At 72.5% G+C, this 15255-nt stretch carries 11 protein-coding genes and 1 pseudogene; all 12 read right to left on the minus strand.

From position 1 onward, the window contains the following. Nucleotides 1-45 precede the first annotated feature (45 nt). Nucleotides 46-303, minus strand: coding sequence for a 50S ribosomal protein L27 (rpmA, locus tag ABWI07_RS41510; protein WP_067640985.1), 258 nt, complete (start codon nt 301-303; stop codon nt 46-48). A 14-nt stretch (nt 304-317) separates the two neighbouring features. After that, complete coding sequence (rplU, locus tag ABWI07_RS41515) at nt 318-632, minus strand: 50S ribosomal protein L21 (protein WP_149261614.1); 315 nt, start codon at nt 630-632, stop codon at nt 318-320. Nucleotides 633-920: 288 nt separating this feature from the next. Continuing rightward, nucleotides 921-4085 (minus strand): Rne/Rng family ribonuclease, encoded by a 3165-nt coding sequence (locus ABWI07_RS41520; protein ID WP_353821901.1) that lies wholly within the window; start codon nt 4083-4085, stop codon nt 921-923. Nucleotides 4086-4286: 201 nt separating this feature from the next. Beyond that, nucleotides 4287-5144 (minus strand): TIGR03936 family radical SAM-associated protein, encoded by an 858-nt coding sequence (locus ABWI07_RS41525; protein WP_149261612.1) that lies wholly within the window; start codon nt 5142-5144, stop codon nt 4287-4289. 149 nt (nt 5145-5293) lie between these two features. After that, nucleotides 5294-7216 carry a TIGR03960 family B12-binding radical SAM protein gene (locus ABWI07_RS41530; RefSeq protein WP_353821902.1) on the minus strand — a complete coding sequence of 641 codons (1923 nt, stop codon included), beginning with the start codon at nt 7214-7216 and terminating at the stop codon, nt 5294-5296. Between the two features lie 61 nt (nt 7217-7277). Then, the gene (gene rodA / locus ABWI07_RS41535; protein ID WP_149261610.1) at nt 7278-8462 is read right to left on the minus strand and encodes a rod shape-determining protein RodA; all 1185 of its coding nucleotides are present in this window, start codon (nt 8460-8462) and stop codon (nt 7278-7280) included. Then, nucleotides 8459-10531, minus strand: coding sequence for a penicillin-binding protein 2 (mrdA, locus tag ABWI07_RS41540; protein WP_353821903.1), 2073 nt, complete (start codon nt 10529-10531; stop codon nt 8459-8461). Before mrdA ends, rodA begins: the two co-directional genes overlap by 4 nt. Next, complete coding sequence (gene mreD / locus ABWI07_RS41545) at nt 10528-11127, minus strand: rod shape-determining protein MreD (protein WP_149261608.1); 600 nt, start codon at nt 11125-11127, stop codon at nt 10528-10530. The genes mrdA and mreD overlap by 4 nt, the downstream gene beginning before the upstream one ends. A 1-nt stretch (nt 11128) precedes the next feature. Further along, nucleotides 11129-12118, minus strand: coding sequence for a rod shape-determining protein MreC (gene mreC / locus ABWI07_RS41550; protein WP_353821904.1), 990 nt, complete (start codon nt 12116-12118; stop codon nt 11129-11131). A gap of 142 nt (nt 12119-12260) precedes the next feature. After that, nucleotides 12261-13295 carry a rod shape-determining protein gene (locus ABWI07_RS41555; RefSeq protein WP_067794123.1) on the minus strand — a complete coding sequence of 345 codons (1035 nt, stop codon included), beginning with the start codon at nt 13293-13295 and terminating at the stop codon, nt 12261-12263. A gap of 971 nt (nt 13296-14266) precedes the next feature. Further along, nucleotides 14267-14674 carry a nucleoside-diphosphate kinase gene (ndk, locus tag ABWI07_RS41560; RefSeq protein ID WP_353821905.1) on the minus strand — a complete coding sequence of 136 codons (408 nt, stop codon included), beginning with the start codon at nt 14672-14674 and terminating at the stop codon, nt 14267-14269. 45 nt (nt 14675-14719) lie between these two features. Further along, nucleotides 14720-15255, minus strand: a pseudogene (locus ABWI07_RS41565) (hypothetical protein); the annotation flags it as partial.

A 15255-nucleotide genomic window follows, 5' to 3' on the forward strand; every position in this document is an offset into this window, starting at 1 on the left:
ACCGGAAACGGTCCGCCCCTTCGAAAAGTCGCTCTGCCCGGCGGACTATTCCGCCGGCGGGACGACGCTCACCGCGTTGCGGCCGCGGTAGCGGCGGAACTGCACCGCGCCCGCGACCAGCGCGAACAGCGTGTCGTCGCCGCCGCGGCCGACGCCCGGGCCGGGGTGGAAGTGGGTGCCGCGCTGGCGGACGATGATCTCGCCGGCGTTGACGACCTGGCCGCCGAAGCGCTTCACACCGAGGCGCTGGGCGTTGGAGTCGCGACCGTTACGGCTGGACGATGCGCCCTTCTTGTGTGCCATGAGACCGCTCTCCCTTACTTCCCGGCCTTGATACCGGTGATCTTGACCTCGGTGTACGGCTGACGGTGACCCATCCGCCGCTTGTACCCGGTCTTGTTCCGGTAGTGCATGATGTTGATCTTCGGGCCCTTGACCGCGCCGAGGATCTCGGCGGTCACCTCGTAGCGGGCGAGGTCGGCCGTGGCGCTCACGACGTCGTCGCCGTCAACGACCAGCAGGGGCTGGAGCTTGATGGTCGACCCGACGTCGCCGGCCAGCTTGTCGACGGTCAGCACGTCGTCGACGGCGACCTTTTCCTGCCTGCCGCCTGCGCGGACAATCGCGTACACCGCGGAAACCCTTCGTCTGCGCGCGCTTCCGGAGTGAACCGGTCCCACGCGTGGCTTACCAGCCCCCGGACGGGGGCCTACCCCCGGCACCGGGCCGAGGGCGGCACACCAGGAGGACCCTGGCGCTCTCTGCTTGTCCTCACCGGATCGGCGAGGTGAGCACCGACCGATCCCCGGACGGGGCTCGCGGTGCGGGTTCGGGCGACGCGCCGAGAGCGCGCCGAAGGTCAAGGGTACCGGATGCCCTGACCGGAACGCGAACGCGTCCGGCCAGGGCGTCCGGCCCCGTCAGTCGGAGGACTCGCCGCCGTCGGCGGCCTGCGCCGCCGCCGCGCGGGGGCGGCGGGTGCGACGCCGGCGGGCGGGCTCGCCGGCGTCCTGGTCGCCGGCGGGCGCGGAGCCGTTGGACTCGGCGGCGGACGCGCCGGCGGTCACCTCGGCCCCGTTCAGCTCGGCTCCCGCGGTCTCGGCTCCCGCGGCCTCGGGCTCGGCCGGTTCGGCGCCGTTCGGGCCGACCGGCACCGGCTCGGCGGAGTCCAGCGCGCCCGGAGCGGTGTCGGCGGTCTCGACGGCGGCCTCGGCGGCCTCCACGGCGGCCTGCGCCGGGGGCTCGTCGATCTCGGGCGGCGGGCCGGCCGGACGCTTCGCGGGCCCGGACTTCTTCGGCCGCGAACGGACCGGCTCGGCCTTGGCCTCCACGACCGGCGCCGGCTCGGGGACGGCCTCGCTCACGGGCTCCTTCACGGGCTCCGGCGCGGGCTCCTCGGCGGGTTCCTTCGGCTTGGCCTCGTGCCGGGACAGCTTCTCCTCGACGGCCTTCTCGACCTCGCCCTTGCGCTTGCGGCGGCGTCCGGACTCCTTGCCGGCCGCCTTCTCCGCCTTCGGCTCGACCGGCGTCAGGTGGACGTGGATGCCGCGCCCGTTGCAGGACTCGCAGGTCTCCGAGAACGCCTCCAGCAGCCCCTGGCCGACCCGCTTGCGGGTCATCTGGACCAGCCCAAGCGAGGTGACCTCGGCGACCTGGTGCTTGGTACGGTCCCGCGACAGGCACTCGACGAGGCGGCGCAGCACCAGGTCCCGGTTGCTCTCCAGCACCATGTCGATGAAGTCGATCACGATGATGCCGCCGATGTCGCGGAGCCGGAGCTGGCGGACGATCTCCTCGGCCGCCTCCAGGTTGTTGCGGGTGACGGTCTCCTCCAGGTTGCCGCCCTGCCCGGTGAACTTGCCCGTGTTGACGTCGATGACCGTCATCGCCTCGGTGCGGTCGATCACCAGGGAGCCGCCGGACGGCAGCCAGACCTTGCGGTCCATGGCCTTGGCGATCTGCTCGTCGATGCGGAACGCCGACAGGGCGTCCTGGTCGACGGTCCAGCGCTCGACCCGGTCGGCCAGATGCGGGGCGACGTACTCGACGTACTCGGAGACGGTGTCCCAGGCCTCGTCCCCGGACACGACGAGCTTGGAGAAGTCCTCGTTGAAGATGTCGCGGATGACGCGGATCGTCAGGTCGGGCTCGCCGTAGAGCAGCGACGGAGCCGACGCCGTCTTGACCTTCTTCTGGATGCTGTCCCACTGGGCGGCGAGGCGCGAGACGTCGCGGGCGAGCTCCTCCTCGGTCGCCCCCTCGGCGGCGGTCCGGACGATCACGCCGGCGTTCTCCGGCATGACCCTCTTCAGGATCGACTTGAGGCGGCTGCGCTCCTTGTCGGGCAGCTTGCGGCTGATGCCGGTCATCGAGCCGTCCGGCACGTACACCAGGTACCGGCCGGGCAGCGAGACCTGGCTGGTCAGCCGGGCGCCCTTGTGGCCGAGGGGGTCCTTGGTGACCTGGACGAGCACCGACTGGCCCGACTTCAGCGCCGACTCGATGCGGCGCGGCTGGCCCTCCAGCCCGGAGGCGTCCCAGTTCACCTCGCCCGCGTACAGCACGGCGTTGCGGCCCTTGCCGATGTCGACGAACGCCGCCTCCATCGACGGCAGGACGTTCTGGACCTTGCCGAGGTAGACGTTGCCGACGTACGACTGGTGCGTCGCGCGGTTGACGTAGTGCTCGACGAGCACGTCGTCCTCGAGGATGGCGATCTGGGTGCGCTCGCCCTCCTGCCGGACCACCATGACCCGCTCGACGGCCTCGCGGCGCGCCAGGAACTCCGCCTCGGTGATCACCGGCGGACGGCGGCGGCCCTGCTCGCGCCCCTCGCGGCGGCGCTGCTTCTTGGCCTCCAGGCGGGTCGAGCCCCGCACGGACTGGACCTCGGCCTCGGCGTCGGCGCGCTCCTCGCGGGCCGTGCGGACGTGGACGACGGTGTTCGGCGGGTCGTCGGTGCCGGCGCCGGTCTCGCCGTCGGCCCCGGACCTGCGCCTGCGGCGCCGCCGGCGGCGGCTCGTCCCGCCCTCTCCCTCGTCCTCGCCCTCGCCCTCGGCGGCGCCCTGCTCGGGCTGCTCGGCCTTGGGCTCCTTCTCCTGCTCCTTGTCCTTGGCCTTGGACGCCTTGCCCTTCGCCGCCTTGCCCTTGGCGGGCTTGGCGGGCTTGGCGGGCTTGGCGGGCTCCTCGTCCTTGGGCTCCTCGGTCTCGGCCTCCTCCGCCTGGGCCTCGTCCTCGGCGCCCTCCTTGCCGCCCCGGCCGCGGCCGCGGCCGCCGCGGCGGCGGCGACGGCGGGACGGGCGGTCCTCGGAGTCGTCCTCGTCCGCGGGCCCGTGGTCGAGGTCCTCCTCGGCGGCGGGCTCGGCGGGCTCGGCCTCGGCGGTCTTCGGCCGGGCGGGGGCCTCGGCCTTGGGCTGCGGCGGCTGGAAGACGACCATCGGGGGCTGGAACGTCACGCCGGGGACGCCGACGCCGCTCGCGGGCTCGGTCTCCGACACCTGCTCGGGGGTCGGCTGCTCCCCGGCGACCGGGACGGCCGGGACCTGCGGCACGGCGGGGACCTCGGCGGCGGCCCTGGTGGTGCGGCGCCGGGTGCGGGTGCGGGGGGCCGGGGCCGCCTCCTCGGCGGGCTGCTCGGACTCCTCGGACTGCGCGGGCTGCTCGGCCGGGGCCTCGGGGGAGGTCTCGGCGCCGGTCATCGGCACGGGCTCGGGCGTCTCGGCGGCGGCCTTCGTGGTCCTGCGGGCGCGGGTACGGGTCCGCTTGGGCGGCTCGGCCGCCTCGACCGCCTCGGGCGTCTCGGCGGGCGCCGCAGGCTCCTCGGCAACTGCGGGCTCCTCGGCGGCGGGCTGCTCGGCCGCGGGCTCCTGCTGCGCGGCGGGGGCCGCGGCGGCGTCGTCCACGTCGGGCGGCGGACCGGCGGGCCGGCTCGCACGGCGCGGACGCGACGTCACGCCCGTGCTCGCGCTCTCAGCTCCCTCGGCCTGCGCGTTCTCCGTGCTCTCCGTGGTCTCCGTGGTCTCGTTGTCAACGGTCCCGTCGTCGGCGCCTTCGGCCGGGGCCGCGTCGGCTTCGTTCTCAAGCATCCGGGCAATCTCCCGTCAGGCTCCCGGGCGCGTCCACCCGTCCCGCCAGGGCGGGGCGATGCGGTGCGCCGCGCGGGAGCACCTCGTCAGTCGGTGCCGCCACGGCCGGACGGTGGTCCGGCCATGACGACGAAGTCGTCGGGGGTGCGCCGGCCGTACCCTGCGGACCGGTTCCGTGCCTCCACGGCTTCGGTCCCACGGTCAGGCGCTGACGGCATCCGCGCTCGCGGCGTCCCCGGACTGCGGCCGGTCATGGCCGCGGGCCGTCTCGGCGTCGTCGCCGGACGGCAGGCCGGTCTCCCGGTCGGGATCCAGGGGATCCGCGAGGCCACCGGTGTCCGCGTCGAGGGGCCCCTGCGCCAGCCTGGTCACCAGCGGCGGTGACGGCGGCGCGAGGTCGGCGACCTGGCGCAGTCCGGTGAGGATGTCGTCGGGTCGAACGGCGGGTGTGGAATGCCGAACAACCATTCGAAGTATCGCACAAGGGGCATCCGCCGCCTCGGCGGCGCGCCGGTCCAGCTCGCAGGCGGACACGGCGGCGCGCACGTCGAAACGGCGCCGTCCCTTCTTCGTGAGGCGTTCCACCTCGATGTTCTCGGCGGCCATGAAGGCGGCCACGGCGTCGGCGGCGTCGCTCTCGGCCACGCCGTCAAGCCGGATCCGCCATTCGGACGCCTCGAGCCGATCGCTGAACGCGCCCGGCTTCACCGGGGCGTCGCCGTGGCCCGCCCGTACCGGCACGACGTCGAGGACGTCGAGTCCGGAAGGCAGGGCCGCGTCGAGATCGGCTCGCACCCGCGCAGGGTCGCGGGACTCGGTGAGCCCGAGTTCGAGGTATTCGGCCTCACTGGCCACCCCTGTCGCCGCCGCACCCGCGTACGAGATCTTCGGGTGGGGGGTGAATCCGCCGCTGAACGCGACAGGGATCCCGGCACGCCGTACGGCGCGTTCCACGGCCCGGGAAATGTCGCGATGGCTCGTGAACCGCAGCCTGCCCCGCTTGGCGTAGCGGACGCGCAGTCGCTGGGTCACGGGGGCCGGCGCCGGACCCTCCGGCATGGGTGGCAGGGTTCTGGTCCTTCCTACTCGTGTCGAGTCGAAATAAAGGTCTCCCTATAGAGTACGGGGCGCCGGAGCCGGTTCCGCCAGGCACCGGCCCCGTAAGCCCGAAACCCTTACAGGTCAGGGGTTTCCACGGAGGAATCCGGTTACACCACGTCGAGCGGGAGCAGCTTCCTGCCGGTCGGGCCGATCTGGATCTCGGTGCCCATCGTGGGGCAGACGCCGCAGTCGTAGCAGGGCGTCCAGCGGCAGTCCTCGACCTCGGTCTCGTCGACGGCGTCCTGCCAGTCCTGCCAGAGCCACTCGCGGTCGAGCCCCGCGTCGAGGTGGTCCCAGGGCAGCACCTCGACCTCGTCGCGCTCGCGGACGGTGTACCAGGCGAGGTCGACGGGCTCGCCGGCCAGGGCCTTCTCGGCGCAGGCCGTCCAGCGCTCGTAGGAGAAGTGCTCGCTCCAGCCGTCGAAGCGGCCGCCGTCCTCCCAGACGGCGCGGATGACCTTGCCGACGCGCCGGTCGCCGCGCGACAGCATGCCCTCGACGATCGAGGGCTGGCCGTCGTGGTAGCGCAGGCCGATGGCGCGCCCGTACTCCTTGTCGCCGCGCAGGGCGTCCTTCAGGGCGCGCAGGCGGCGGTCGACGGTCTCGTGGTCGCACTGCGCGGCCCACTGGAACGGGGTGTGCGGCTTGGGCACGAAACCGCCGATGGACACGGTGCAGCGGATGTCCCTGCGGCCGGTCGCGTCCCGTCCGGCCTTGATGACCCGCTTGGCCATGTCGGCGATGGCGAGGACGTCCTCGTCCTCCTCGGTGGGCAGGCCGCACATGAAGTACAGCTTGACCTGCCGCCAGCCGTTCTCGTAGGCGGTGGTGACGGTGCGGATCAGGTCGTCCTCGGAGACCATCTTGTTGATCACCTTGCGCATCCGCTCGGAGCCGCCCTCCGGCGCGAACGTCAGGCCGGAGCGCCGGCCGCCGCGGGAGAACTCGTTGGCGAGCGTGATGTTGAAGGCGTCCACGCGCGTGGACGGCAGCGACAGCGAGGTGTTGGTGCCCTCGTAGCGGTCGGCGAGGCCCTTGGCGACGTCGCCGATCTCGCTGTGGTCGGCGCTGGACAGGCTGAGCAGCCCGACCTCCTGGAAGCCGGACTCCTTGAGCCCCTGCTCCACCATGTCGCCGATCGTGGTGATCGACCGCTCCCGCACCGGACGGGTGATCATGCCGGCCTGGCAGAACCGGCAGCCGCGGGTGCAGCCGCGGAAGATCTCCACGCTGAACCGCTCGTGCACGGTCTCGGCGAGCGGGACCAGCGGCTTCTTCGGGTACGGCCACTGGTCGAGGTCCATGACGGTGTGCTTCTCGATCCGCCACGGGACGCCGGGACGGTTCGGCGCGACCCGCTGGATGCGGCCGTCGGGCAGGTAGGTCACGTCGTAGAAGCGCGGGACGTACACGCCGCCGGACGCGGCGAGGCGCATGAGCAGCTCGTCCCGCCCGCCTGGCTCGCCCTCGGCCTTCCACTCGCGGACGACCTCGGTGATGGCGAGCGCGATCTCCTCGCCGTCGCCGAGCACGGCGGCGTCGACGAAGTCGGCGATCGGCTCGGGGTTGAAGGCGGCGTGCCCGCCGGCGATCACGATCGGGTGGCCGTCGGTGCGGTCGGCGGCCTCCAGCGGGATGCCCGCGAGGTCGAGCGCCGTCAGCAGGTTGGTGTAGCCGAGCTCGGTGGAGAACGACACGCCGAACACGTCGAAGGCGGCGACCGGGCGGTGCGCGTCGACGGTGAACTGCGGGATGCCGTGCTCCCGCATGACGGCCTCCATGTCGGGCCACACCGAGTACGTCCGCTCGGCGAGCACGCCGTCGCGCTCGTTGAGGATCTCGTAGAGGATCTGGACGCCCTGGTTCGGCAGCCCCACCTCGTAGGCGTCGGGATACATCAGCGCCCACCGGACCGTGGTCTCGTCCCAGTCCTTGAGCTGGGAGTTCAGCTCACCGCCAACGTACTGAATCGGCTTCTGCACGCTCGGGAGCAGCGGCTCCAGGCGCGGGAAGAGCGACTCGACCGGCATGACGGAACCCTCCGTGCAGGGGACGTGGGGAAGAACGTCCAGCCTACGCGGTCGCCGGTCGCTAATCGAACGGGCGGCGGCGCACGTGCACGGCCTGCAGCAGCCCGAACGCGATCATGTTGGCGAACGTCGCGGACCCGCCGTAGGACACGAACGGCAGCGGCAGCCCGGTGATCGGCATGATGCCGATCGTCATCCCGACGTTCTCGAACGTCTGGAACCCCAGCCAGCACACGACCCCGGTGGCGACGAGCGTGCCGAACAGGTCGGCGGCCTGGGTGGCGATGCGCAGGCCGCGCCACAGCACCACGCCGAGCAGCGCGATGATCACGGCGGCGCCGACGAAGCCGAGCTCCTCCCCCGCCACCGTGAAGATGAAGTCGGTCTGCTGCTCGGGGACGAAGTGGCCGCCGGTCTGCTCGCCGTTGAACAGGCCCTTGCCGAACGCCCCGCCCGACCCGATCGCGATGCGGGCCTGCTGGGCGTTGTAGCCGGCGCCGCGCGGATCGGCCTCGGGGTTCAGGAAGGCGGTGAACCGGGCGATCTGGTAGGCCTTCAGCAGCCCGAAGAAGTACACGGCGGCGCCCGCGGCGACGCCCCCGCCGACCAGCCCGACGAGCCAGCGCTTCTGGGCGCCGGAGATCGCCAGCATGCCGAGCACGACCGCGATGAACACCAGCGTGGTGCCGAGGTCGGGCTGCAGCATGATCAGGACGCCGGGCACCCCGGCGAGCACGAGCGCGAGCAGCACGTCCCGCCGGCCGGGGCCGATCTCCCCGTCCCGCGGCTCGCCGAGGATCATCGCCAGCAGCACCACGAGCCCGACCTTCGCGAACTCCGACGGCTGCACCTGGAACCCGCCGCCGAGCACGATCCACGAGTGCGAGCCGTTGATCGTCGAGCCGAGCGGGGTCAGCACGGCCAGCAGCCCCACGCACGCCAGCCCGTACAGGATGGGGACGTAGGCGCGCAGGAGCCGGTAGTCCAGCACGGTGACCAGGCCGCCGAGCAGGAACCCGATGATGAGGTTGAGGATGTGCCGCTTGAGGAAGCCCTCCGGGTCCTTGCCCTGCTCGGTCAGCAGGTGGAAGGTGGCCGAGCGGACCAGGAGCGCGCCCACCACCGACAGCGCCAGCACGGCCAGCAGCATCGGCAGGTCGAGGCGGCGCAGTTCGGCGACGCGGCTGGTCCACGACCGGTGCGCGGCGTAGGCGTCGACGCTGCCGACCCCGGAGCCTGTGATCATGGGGCCGTCCCCTCGGCGGGCATCCGCGGCAGCTCCGACGGGAGCTTGCCGTCCTGGAGGATGGGCTTGCGGTCCTTCGTCCCGTACATGGCCTCCCAGATCTCCCGGACCGCCGGCGCGGACGTCTGCGCGCCCTGCCCGCCCTGGGAGACCATCGCGACCACCGCGAAGCGCGGCTTGTCCACGGGCCCGAACGAGGCGAACCAGGACGTGTCCTGCTTGCCGTAGACCTCCGCGGTGCCGGTCTTGCCGCCGACGTCGACGCGCTTGAAGTCGAAACCGGAGAACGCCCCGGACGCGGTGCCGCTCTTGGTCACGTCCCCGAGGGCGGCCCGGATGTACTTGAGCACCTTCCCGTCGACCGGCAGCTTCCGCGGCGGCGGCGCGTCGATCCTGCGGACGACCGTGCCGTCGGGCCGCACGACCGCGACGCCGAGCCGCGGCGTCATCAGCTTGCCGCCGTTGGCGACGGCCGCGTAGGCGCGGACGAGCTGGAGCGGCGTCACCAGGACGTCGCCCTGCCCGACCGAGAAGTTCGCCGCGTCGCCGGGCCGCCACACGTAGCCCTCGGTGCAGTTCTCCGTCGCGACCGCCTTCAGGTAGGCGGCGCGGGCCGGGTCGGTCTTGGCGACCTCCGGGTAGCCCTCCTTGGCGCCCTTGCAGTTGGCGGCCTTGGTGATGTTCCAGAAGTTCTTCTTCCACCCCCGGTCGGGGATGCGGCCCTCGCTCTCGCTGGGCAGGTCGATGCCGGTGCGCGACCCGAACCCGAAGTTGCGGGCCATCTTCACCATCGGGTCGGAGGGGTTCTTCTTCGGCTTCATCCCGCCGTCGCGCTGCCACTCCTGGTAGGCGAACCGGTAGAAGATCGTGTCGCAGGACTTGACGAGCGCCGTGTGCAGCGACATCGCCCCGAGCTCCTCGCCCTCGAAGTTGCGGAAGGCGCGGTTGCCGACGTTCAGCGAGCCGGGGCAGTCGTAGGTGCCGGTCAGGCTGTTGCCGTCCTCCACCGCTGCGGACACCGAGGAGATCTTGAAGGTGGAGCCGGGCGCGAACTGCCCCTGGGTGACCCGGGAGATCAGCGGCTCGCCCTGCTTCTTGCCGAGCAGCGCGTCGTACTCGTCCTGGGAGATCCCGCCGGTCCAGATGCCCGGGTCGTAGGTCGGGTAGCTCGCCATCGCGACCATCCGGCCGGTGCGCACGTCCATCACGACCGCGGCGCCGGCGTCGGCGGGGCGGCCCTGCTTGCGGGCGCCGTCGATCGCGTGCTTGAGGGCGTCCTCCGCGGCGCCCTGCACACCGGCGTCGATGCTGGTGACGAGGTTGCTGCCGGCGATCGGAGGCTGCTCCTCGGCGGTGCCGGTGACGCGGCCCTGGCTGTCGACCAGCACCTTGCGGAACCCGGGCTCGCCGCTCAGCAGCGAGTCGTACTGCGCCTCCAGGCCGTCGCGCCCGACCAGGTCGACGCCGCTGTAGCCGGTGACCTTGAGGCCCTTGCGCTTGTCGAGCTCCTCTTGCGTGACCGGCTGGAGGTAGCCGAGCATCTGCGCGGGCCGCGCGCCCTCCGGCTGGGGGTAGTCGCGGACGGCCTGGACCTGCGCGGTGACCCCGGGGAAGTCCTCCTGCCGCTCCATGATCTGCAGGGCGCGCTTGGGGTCGACGTGGTCCTCGACGGGGATCGGCTGGTACGGGGAGCCGGGCCAGCACGGCCGCTTGATCCCGGGCCCGCACAGCCGGATCCGCTTGGTGATCTCGTCGTGGCTCACGCCGAGCACGTCGGCGAGCCGCTGCAGGACGGTCCTGCCGCCGTCCTTCTGCCGCGACAGGGTCGTCCGGTCGACCGACACGACGAGCGCGCTGCGGTTGCGCACGAGGGGCCGGCCGCGGTCGTCCAGGATCATGCCGCGGGTCGCCGGGACGACGATGTCACGGGTGCGGTTCTGGGCGGCGATCGCCTTGTAGTGCTCGCCCTCCAGGACCTGGAGCGCCCACATGCGTCCGATCAGGACGAGCAGCAGCGCGCCGACGAGCACGTACAGGACGACGAGGCGGAAGTGGGTCCTCGGGTTCACAGGTTCCCGCTCCGCCCCGACATCGCGCGGTAGCGGGCGGCGGGCACCGCGAGGCGGTCGCCCCGGACGCGTTCCCCGCGTTCGTACCGGCGGGTGGCGCGCAGCACCGCCCACACGACGAACGGGCTCGCGATGACGTCGTAGAGCACCTGCAGCGGCACCATGCTGGACACGGTGCCCCACTCGGCGCGCGGGTCGCCGAGGATCATGCCGGTGCCCGCGTACAGCACGGTCCCGGCGAGCGCGCCGGCGGCGACGGCGAGGAACGGCACGGCGGACTGGCGGTCCATCTCGGCGGACGCGGCGCCGCACAGGTACCCGATGAGGCAGTAGACGAGCGCGTACCGGCCGAGGGTGTGGTCGGCGGGCGGGATGATGTCGGCGGCGAGGCCCGCGAGGAAGCCGGCCACCATCCCGGTGGTGGAGCCGGCGACGAGCGCGAGCGCCACCACGGCCAGCAGCACCAGGTCGGGCTGGACGCCGCCGGGCAGCGGGAGCCGGTTCGCCACCGACACCTGCAGGATCAGCGTCACGACGATCACCACGGCGGTCACCGCGGCGCGGCCGGCCGGCGACGCCTCGGGCGGGTTCAGCACGTCAGTCCCCCCGGGTCGGATTCGTGGACGGGCTCTTCGAGTGGCGCGGCTTGGTCTTTGGGCTCTTGCTCGCCGAGGGGGTCGCGGTCGGGGTGCGGGACGGCGGCGGCGGGGGCTTGGGCGGCAGGACGGCGTCCCGCGGGTCGGTCTTCGGCGGGGCGACCACGACGGCGACGACGTCGAGGCTGGTGAACCGGACGAACGGGCGGACGTAGGCGGTGCGGGTCAGCCCGCTGGTGGACTTCTCGATCCGCTCGACGACGCCGATCGGGACGCCGGGGACGTACGGCTTCTGGCCCTGCGATCCGAGCGTGACGATCCGCTGGCCGACCCGGATCGGCGCGGCGGCGTCCAGCAGCTGGAACCGCAGCGGCGTGGCGCCGCCCCGGCCGAGGCCGCGGCGGCCGCGGCCCTGGGTGATCCCGATCTCCTTGGAGTCCTCCAGGCGGGAGCCGATGGAGGAGGTCTGGTCGGTGGCGAGGAGCACCGTGGAGGTCGCGGGCCCGACGCGGGTGATGCGGCCGACGAGGCCTTCGGCGCTCATCACGGTCATGTCGGGCTTGATGCCGCTGCGGCTGCCGACGTCGATGGTGACGGTGTCCTCGAAGCCCTGCCCGGCGGAGATCACCTGCGCGGCGTGGATCCGGTAGCCGCCCATCCCGGCGGTGCCGAGGAGCCTGCGGAGCTGCTCGGAGCGGTCCTGGTCGAGGCGGCTGGAGCGCAGCTGCTCGCGGAGCCGCTGGTTCTGCCGCGCCAGCCGGTCGGCGCGGCGCCGCTCGCCCGGCGCGTCGGTGATCGCGTCGAAGGTGTTGCCCACCGGCCGCACGACCGACGCCGACGCCCGCTCCACCGGGCCGAACACCGTCGCGCCGAGGCCGCGCAGGCCGTGCAGCGGCGAGTCCTGCCCACCGCGGTAGTCGATGGTGATCATCGCGAGCGCCACGACCAGCAGCGCGCCGAGGACCACGCGGGTGCGACGGGTGTCCTTCACGCACCGACCTCCCGTTCCCTGGTCCGCCGGGAGCCCGGTGCCTCGCGAGGCAGGACGCCCCCGCGTCCCCCTCGGCGGACCATGTCCGAATCAGCCCGCCGGAGGGACGACCCCTCACGCCCCCTGGCGGGCCACGTCCGAATCAGTGCCGCGGCTCCGGCACGAGGACCTGCCGGAGCGACTCGAAGTCCTCGACGCACTTGCCCGTGCCGAGCACCACCGAGTCGAGCGGGTTGTCCACCAGGTGGATGGGCATCCCGGTCTCCTCACGGAGCCGCTCGTCGAGGTTCTTCAGCAGCGCGCCGCCGCCGGTGAGCGCGATCCCGCGGTCCATGATGTCGCCGGACAGTTCGGGCGGGCACTTGTCGAGGGTCGTCTTCACCGCGTCCACCACGGCGTTGACCGGCTCCTCGATCGCCCGCCTGACCTCCTCGGCGGAGATCACGACGGTCTTCGGCAGCCCGCTGACGAGGTCGCGGCCCCGGATCTCGGCGTGCGGCTCCTCGTCGCCGCCGGGATAGGCCGACCCGATCGCCATCTTGATCTCCTCCGCGGTGCGTTCCCCGAGCATCAGGGAGTACTCCTTCTTGGAGAAAGAGATCACGGCCTGGTCGAGCTCGTCGCCGCCGACGCGCACCGACTGGCTGGTGACGATCCCGCCGAGCGAGATGATCGCCACCTCGGTGGTGCCGCCGCCGATGTCGACGACCATGTTGCCGGTGGGCTCGTAGACGGGCAGCCCGGCGCCGATCGCGGCGGCCATGGGCTCCTCGATGATGTAGACGCGGCGGGCTCCGGCCTGGTAGCCGGCCTCCTTCACCGCGCGCTGCTCCACCCCGGTGATCCCGCTCGGCACGGCCACGACGATCCGCGGCTTGGCGAAGTGCCGGCGCTTGTGCACCTTCTGGATGAAGTAGCGCAGCATCCGTTCGGTGACGTCGAAGTCGGCGATGACGCCGTCCTTCAGCGGACGGACCGCGACGATGTTGCCCGGTGTGCGGCCGATCATCCGCTTCGCCTCGATGCCCACCGCGACGATCTTCCCGGTATTGGTATTGATCGCGACCACGGAGGGTTCGTTCAGGACGATGCCACGCCCGCGCACGTACACCAGGGTGTTGGCGGTACCAAGATCGACCGCCATGTCACGGCCAAGAAACGACAGCTTGTTACCCATGAAGAAAGGGAGCCCTTCATGATTGACGGGCGTGTATAGCGGCGCGTCCATCGTAACGTGCGCGCACCTCCGCGGGCAGTCACCCCCGCGCCGCGCGTCGCGAAAAAAACGCGTCCTGACCAGCCCGGTTTTCCATAAAGAGAACCCGGCGGACTGATCTCCGGCAGCCCCGCGGCACGGTCGACCGGAGTGCGCACGGCACCCGCGGACACCCGACGCCATCGGGTAAACGAGGATCTTAGGGGTCGCCGCCGCCCGAACACAGCCCCCGCGCCCGACACGAACGAATCGGCGCCACGCCCCCGCCCGCACCCCCGCGAAAAAGCCCAACCCTCGAACGAGGATCTACCGCCTCATGATGAGCACCCCGACCCGCCAGACTCCCCGTTACCGCCCCCCGAACCGCCCCTGGAATGTAAAGCCTGTGTTTTCCCAGGGGGGCGACCCCCTGGAACCCCCGTCACGACGCAGGCGAGCATGCGCGTTGCGCTCGCCGCGCTCGCTCCACGCACCTGCCCGCACTGTGTCTTCCCAGGGGGGCGACCCCCTGGAACCCCCGTCACGACGCAGGCGATCCTCACGCCGCTGTTGCGGTCGCTGTGCCTGTGACGGGCTGCGTGGCGTCGCTGCGGTCGCCTGCGTCGGCGGGCATGCGCGTTGCGCTCGCTGCGCTCGCTCCACGCGCCTGCCCGCGCCCCGGCTGAGCACCCAGTCCAAGAGGGTGTGAACCGTGCACGTCCAACGCTTTTGGATGTGCCACCCCCTTCACGCTCTTGGAGTGGGCCTGAGCGGGGCGCGGGTTGGGCGGCTGGAAGGCGCTCTAGGCGCCTGGAGGCCGCACGACCCGCCGAGCCGGGCGACCGCAGCGCCACGCAACAAACCCGCACGGGCACGAAGACCTCAGCCGTGGCGTGAGGATCGCCCGGCTCGCAACGGGGGTTCCAGGGGGTCGCCCCCCTGGGCAAACACAGTTACAGCTCGGGGAAGAAGAGCTTGATCTCGCGCTCGGCGGAGTAGGTGGAGTCGGAGCCGTGGACGATGTTCTCGCCGATCTCCAGGGCGAAGTCGCCGCGGATGGTGCCGGGGGTGGCGCTGACCGGGTCGGTGGCGCCGGCGAGGGCGCGGAACGCCTCGATGGCGCGCGGGCCCTCCACGACCATGGCGACGAGCGGGCCGCCGGTGATGAACTCGACCAGCTCGCCGAAGAACGGCTTGCCGGCGTGCTCCTCGTAGTGCGCCTCGGCGGTCTCGCGGGCGAGGGTCCGCAGTTCCAGCGCGACGAGCGTCAGGCCCTTGCGCTCGATCCGGGAGATGACCTCGCCGACGACGCCGCGGCGAACGCCGTCGGGCTTGACCAGGACAAGAGTGCGCTCGGACACGGGTTTTTCTCCTCGAGGATTTCGGATTCGTTGAGCGCGCGAATACTACCCGGCTCTCGGGTCCGCGGCGGCATTCCCGGGGTGCCGCGCGGCGCGGGCGCACGGCCGCCCGGCGCGTCCGGCGCACAGGCGGGCGGTGGCGCCGGCGAGCAGCACGGCGGCCGCCAGGGCGATGACCAGCCAGACGCGGTAGCCCTCCAGCAGCGCGTGCATCTGCTGGGCCTCCGTGACGGGGCGCGTCCGCTGCAACCGCGCCGCCTGCGCCGACAGGGCGAGCAGCTGCCCGGCCAGCACCGCGGGGAAGCACAGCGACAGCCCGAACAGCGCGGCGCCCGCCTTCGCGTCCCGCAGCGAGGCGGCGAGGGCGAGCCCCGCGCCGGCGCCGAGGGGGACGAGGGGGGCGAGCAGGGCCCAGCGGCCTGGGGTGCCGCCCGCGAGGCCGAGCGGCACGGCGACGATCATGAGGAGGTAGCCGGCGCGGACGGCCCCGCGCGCCCCGGTGCGGGTGGCCGCGAGCGCCCCGGCGAGCGCTGCGGCGGCCGCGACGGCGAACGGGAGCAGCGGCGGGCCGCCGGTCCCCG

This window comes from Actinomadura sp. NPDC000600 (assembly GCF_040492135.1).
Classification (GTDB): domain Bacteria; phylum Actinomycetota; class Actinomycetes; order Streptosporangiales; family Streptosporangiaceae; genus Spirillospora.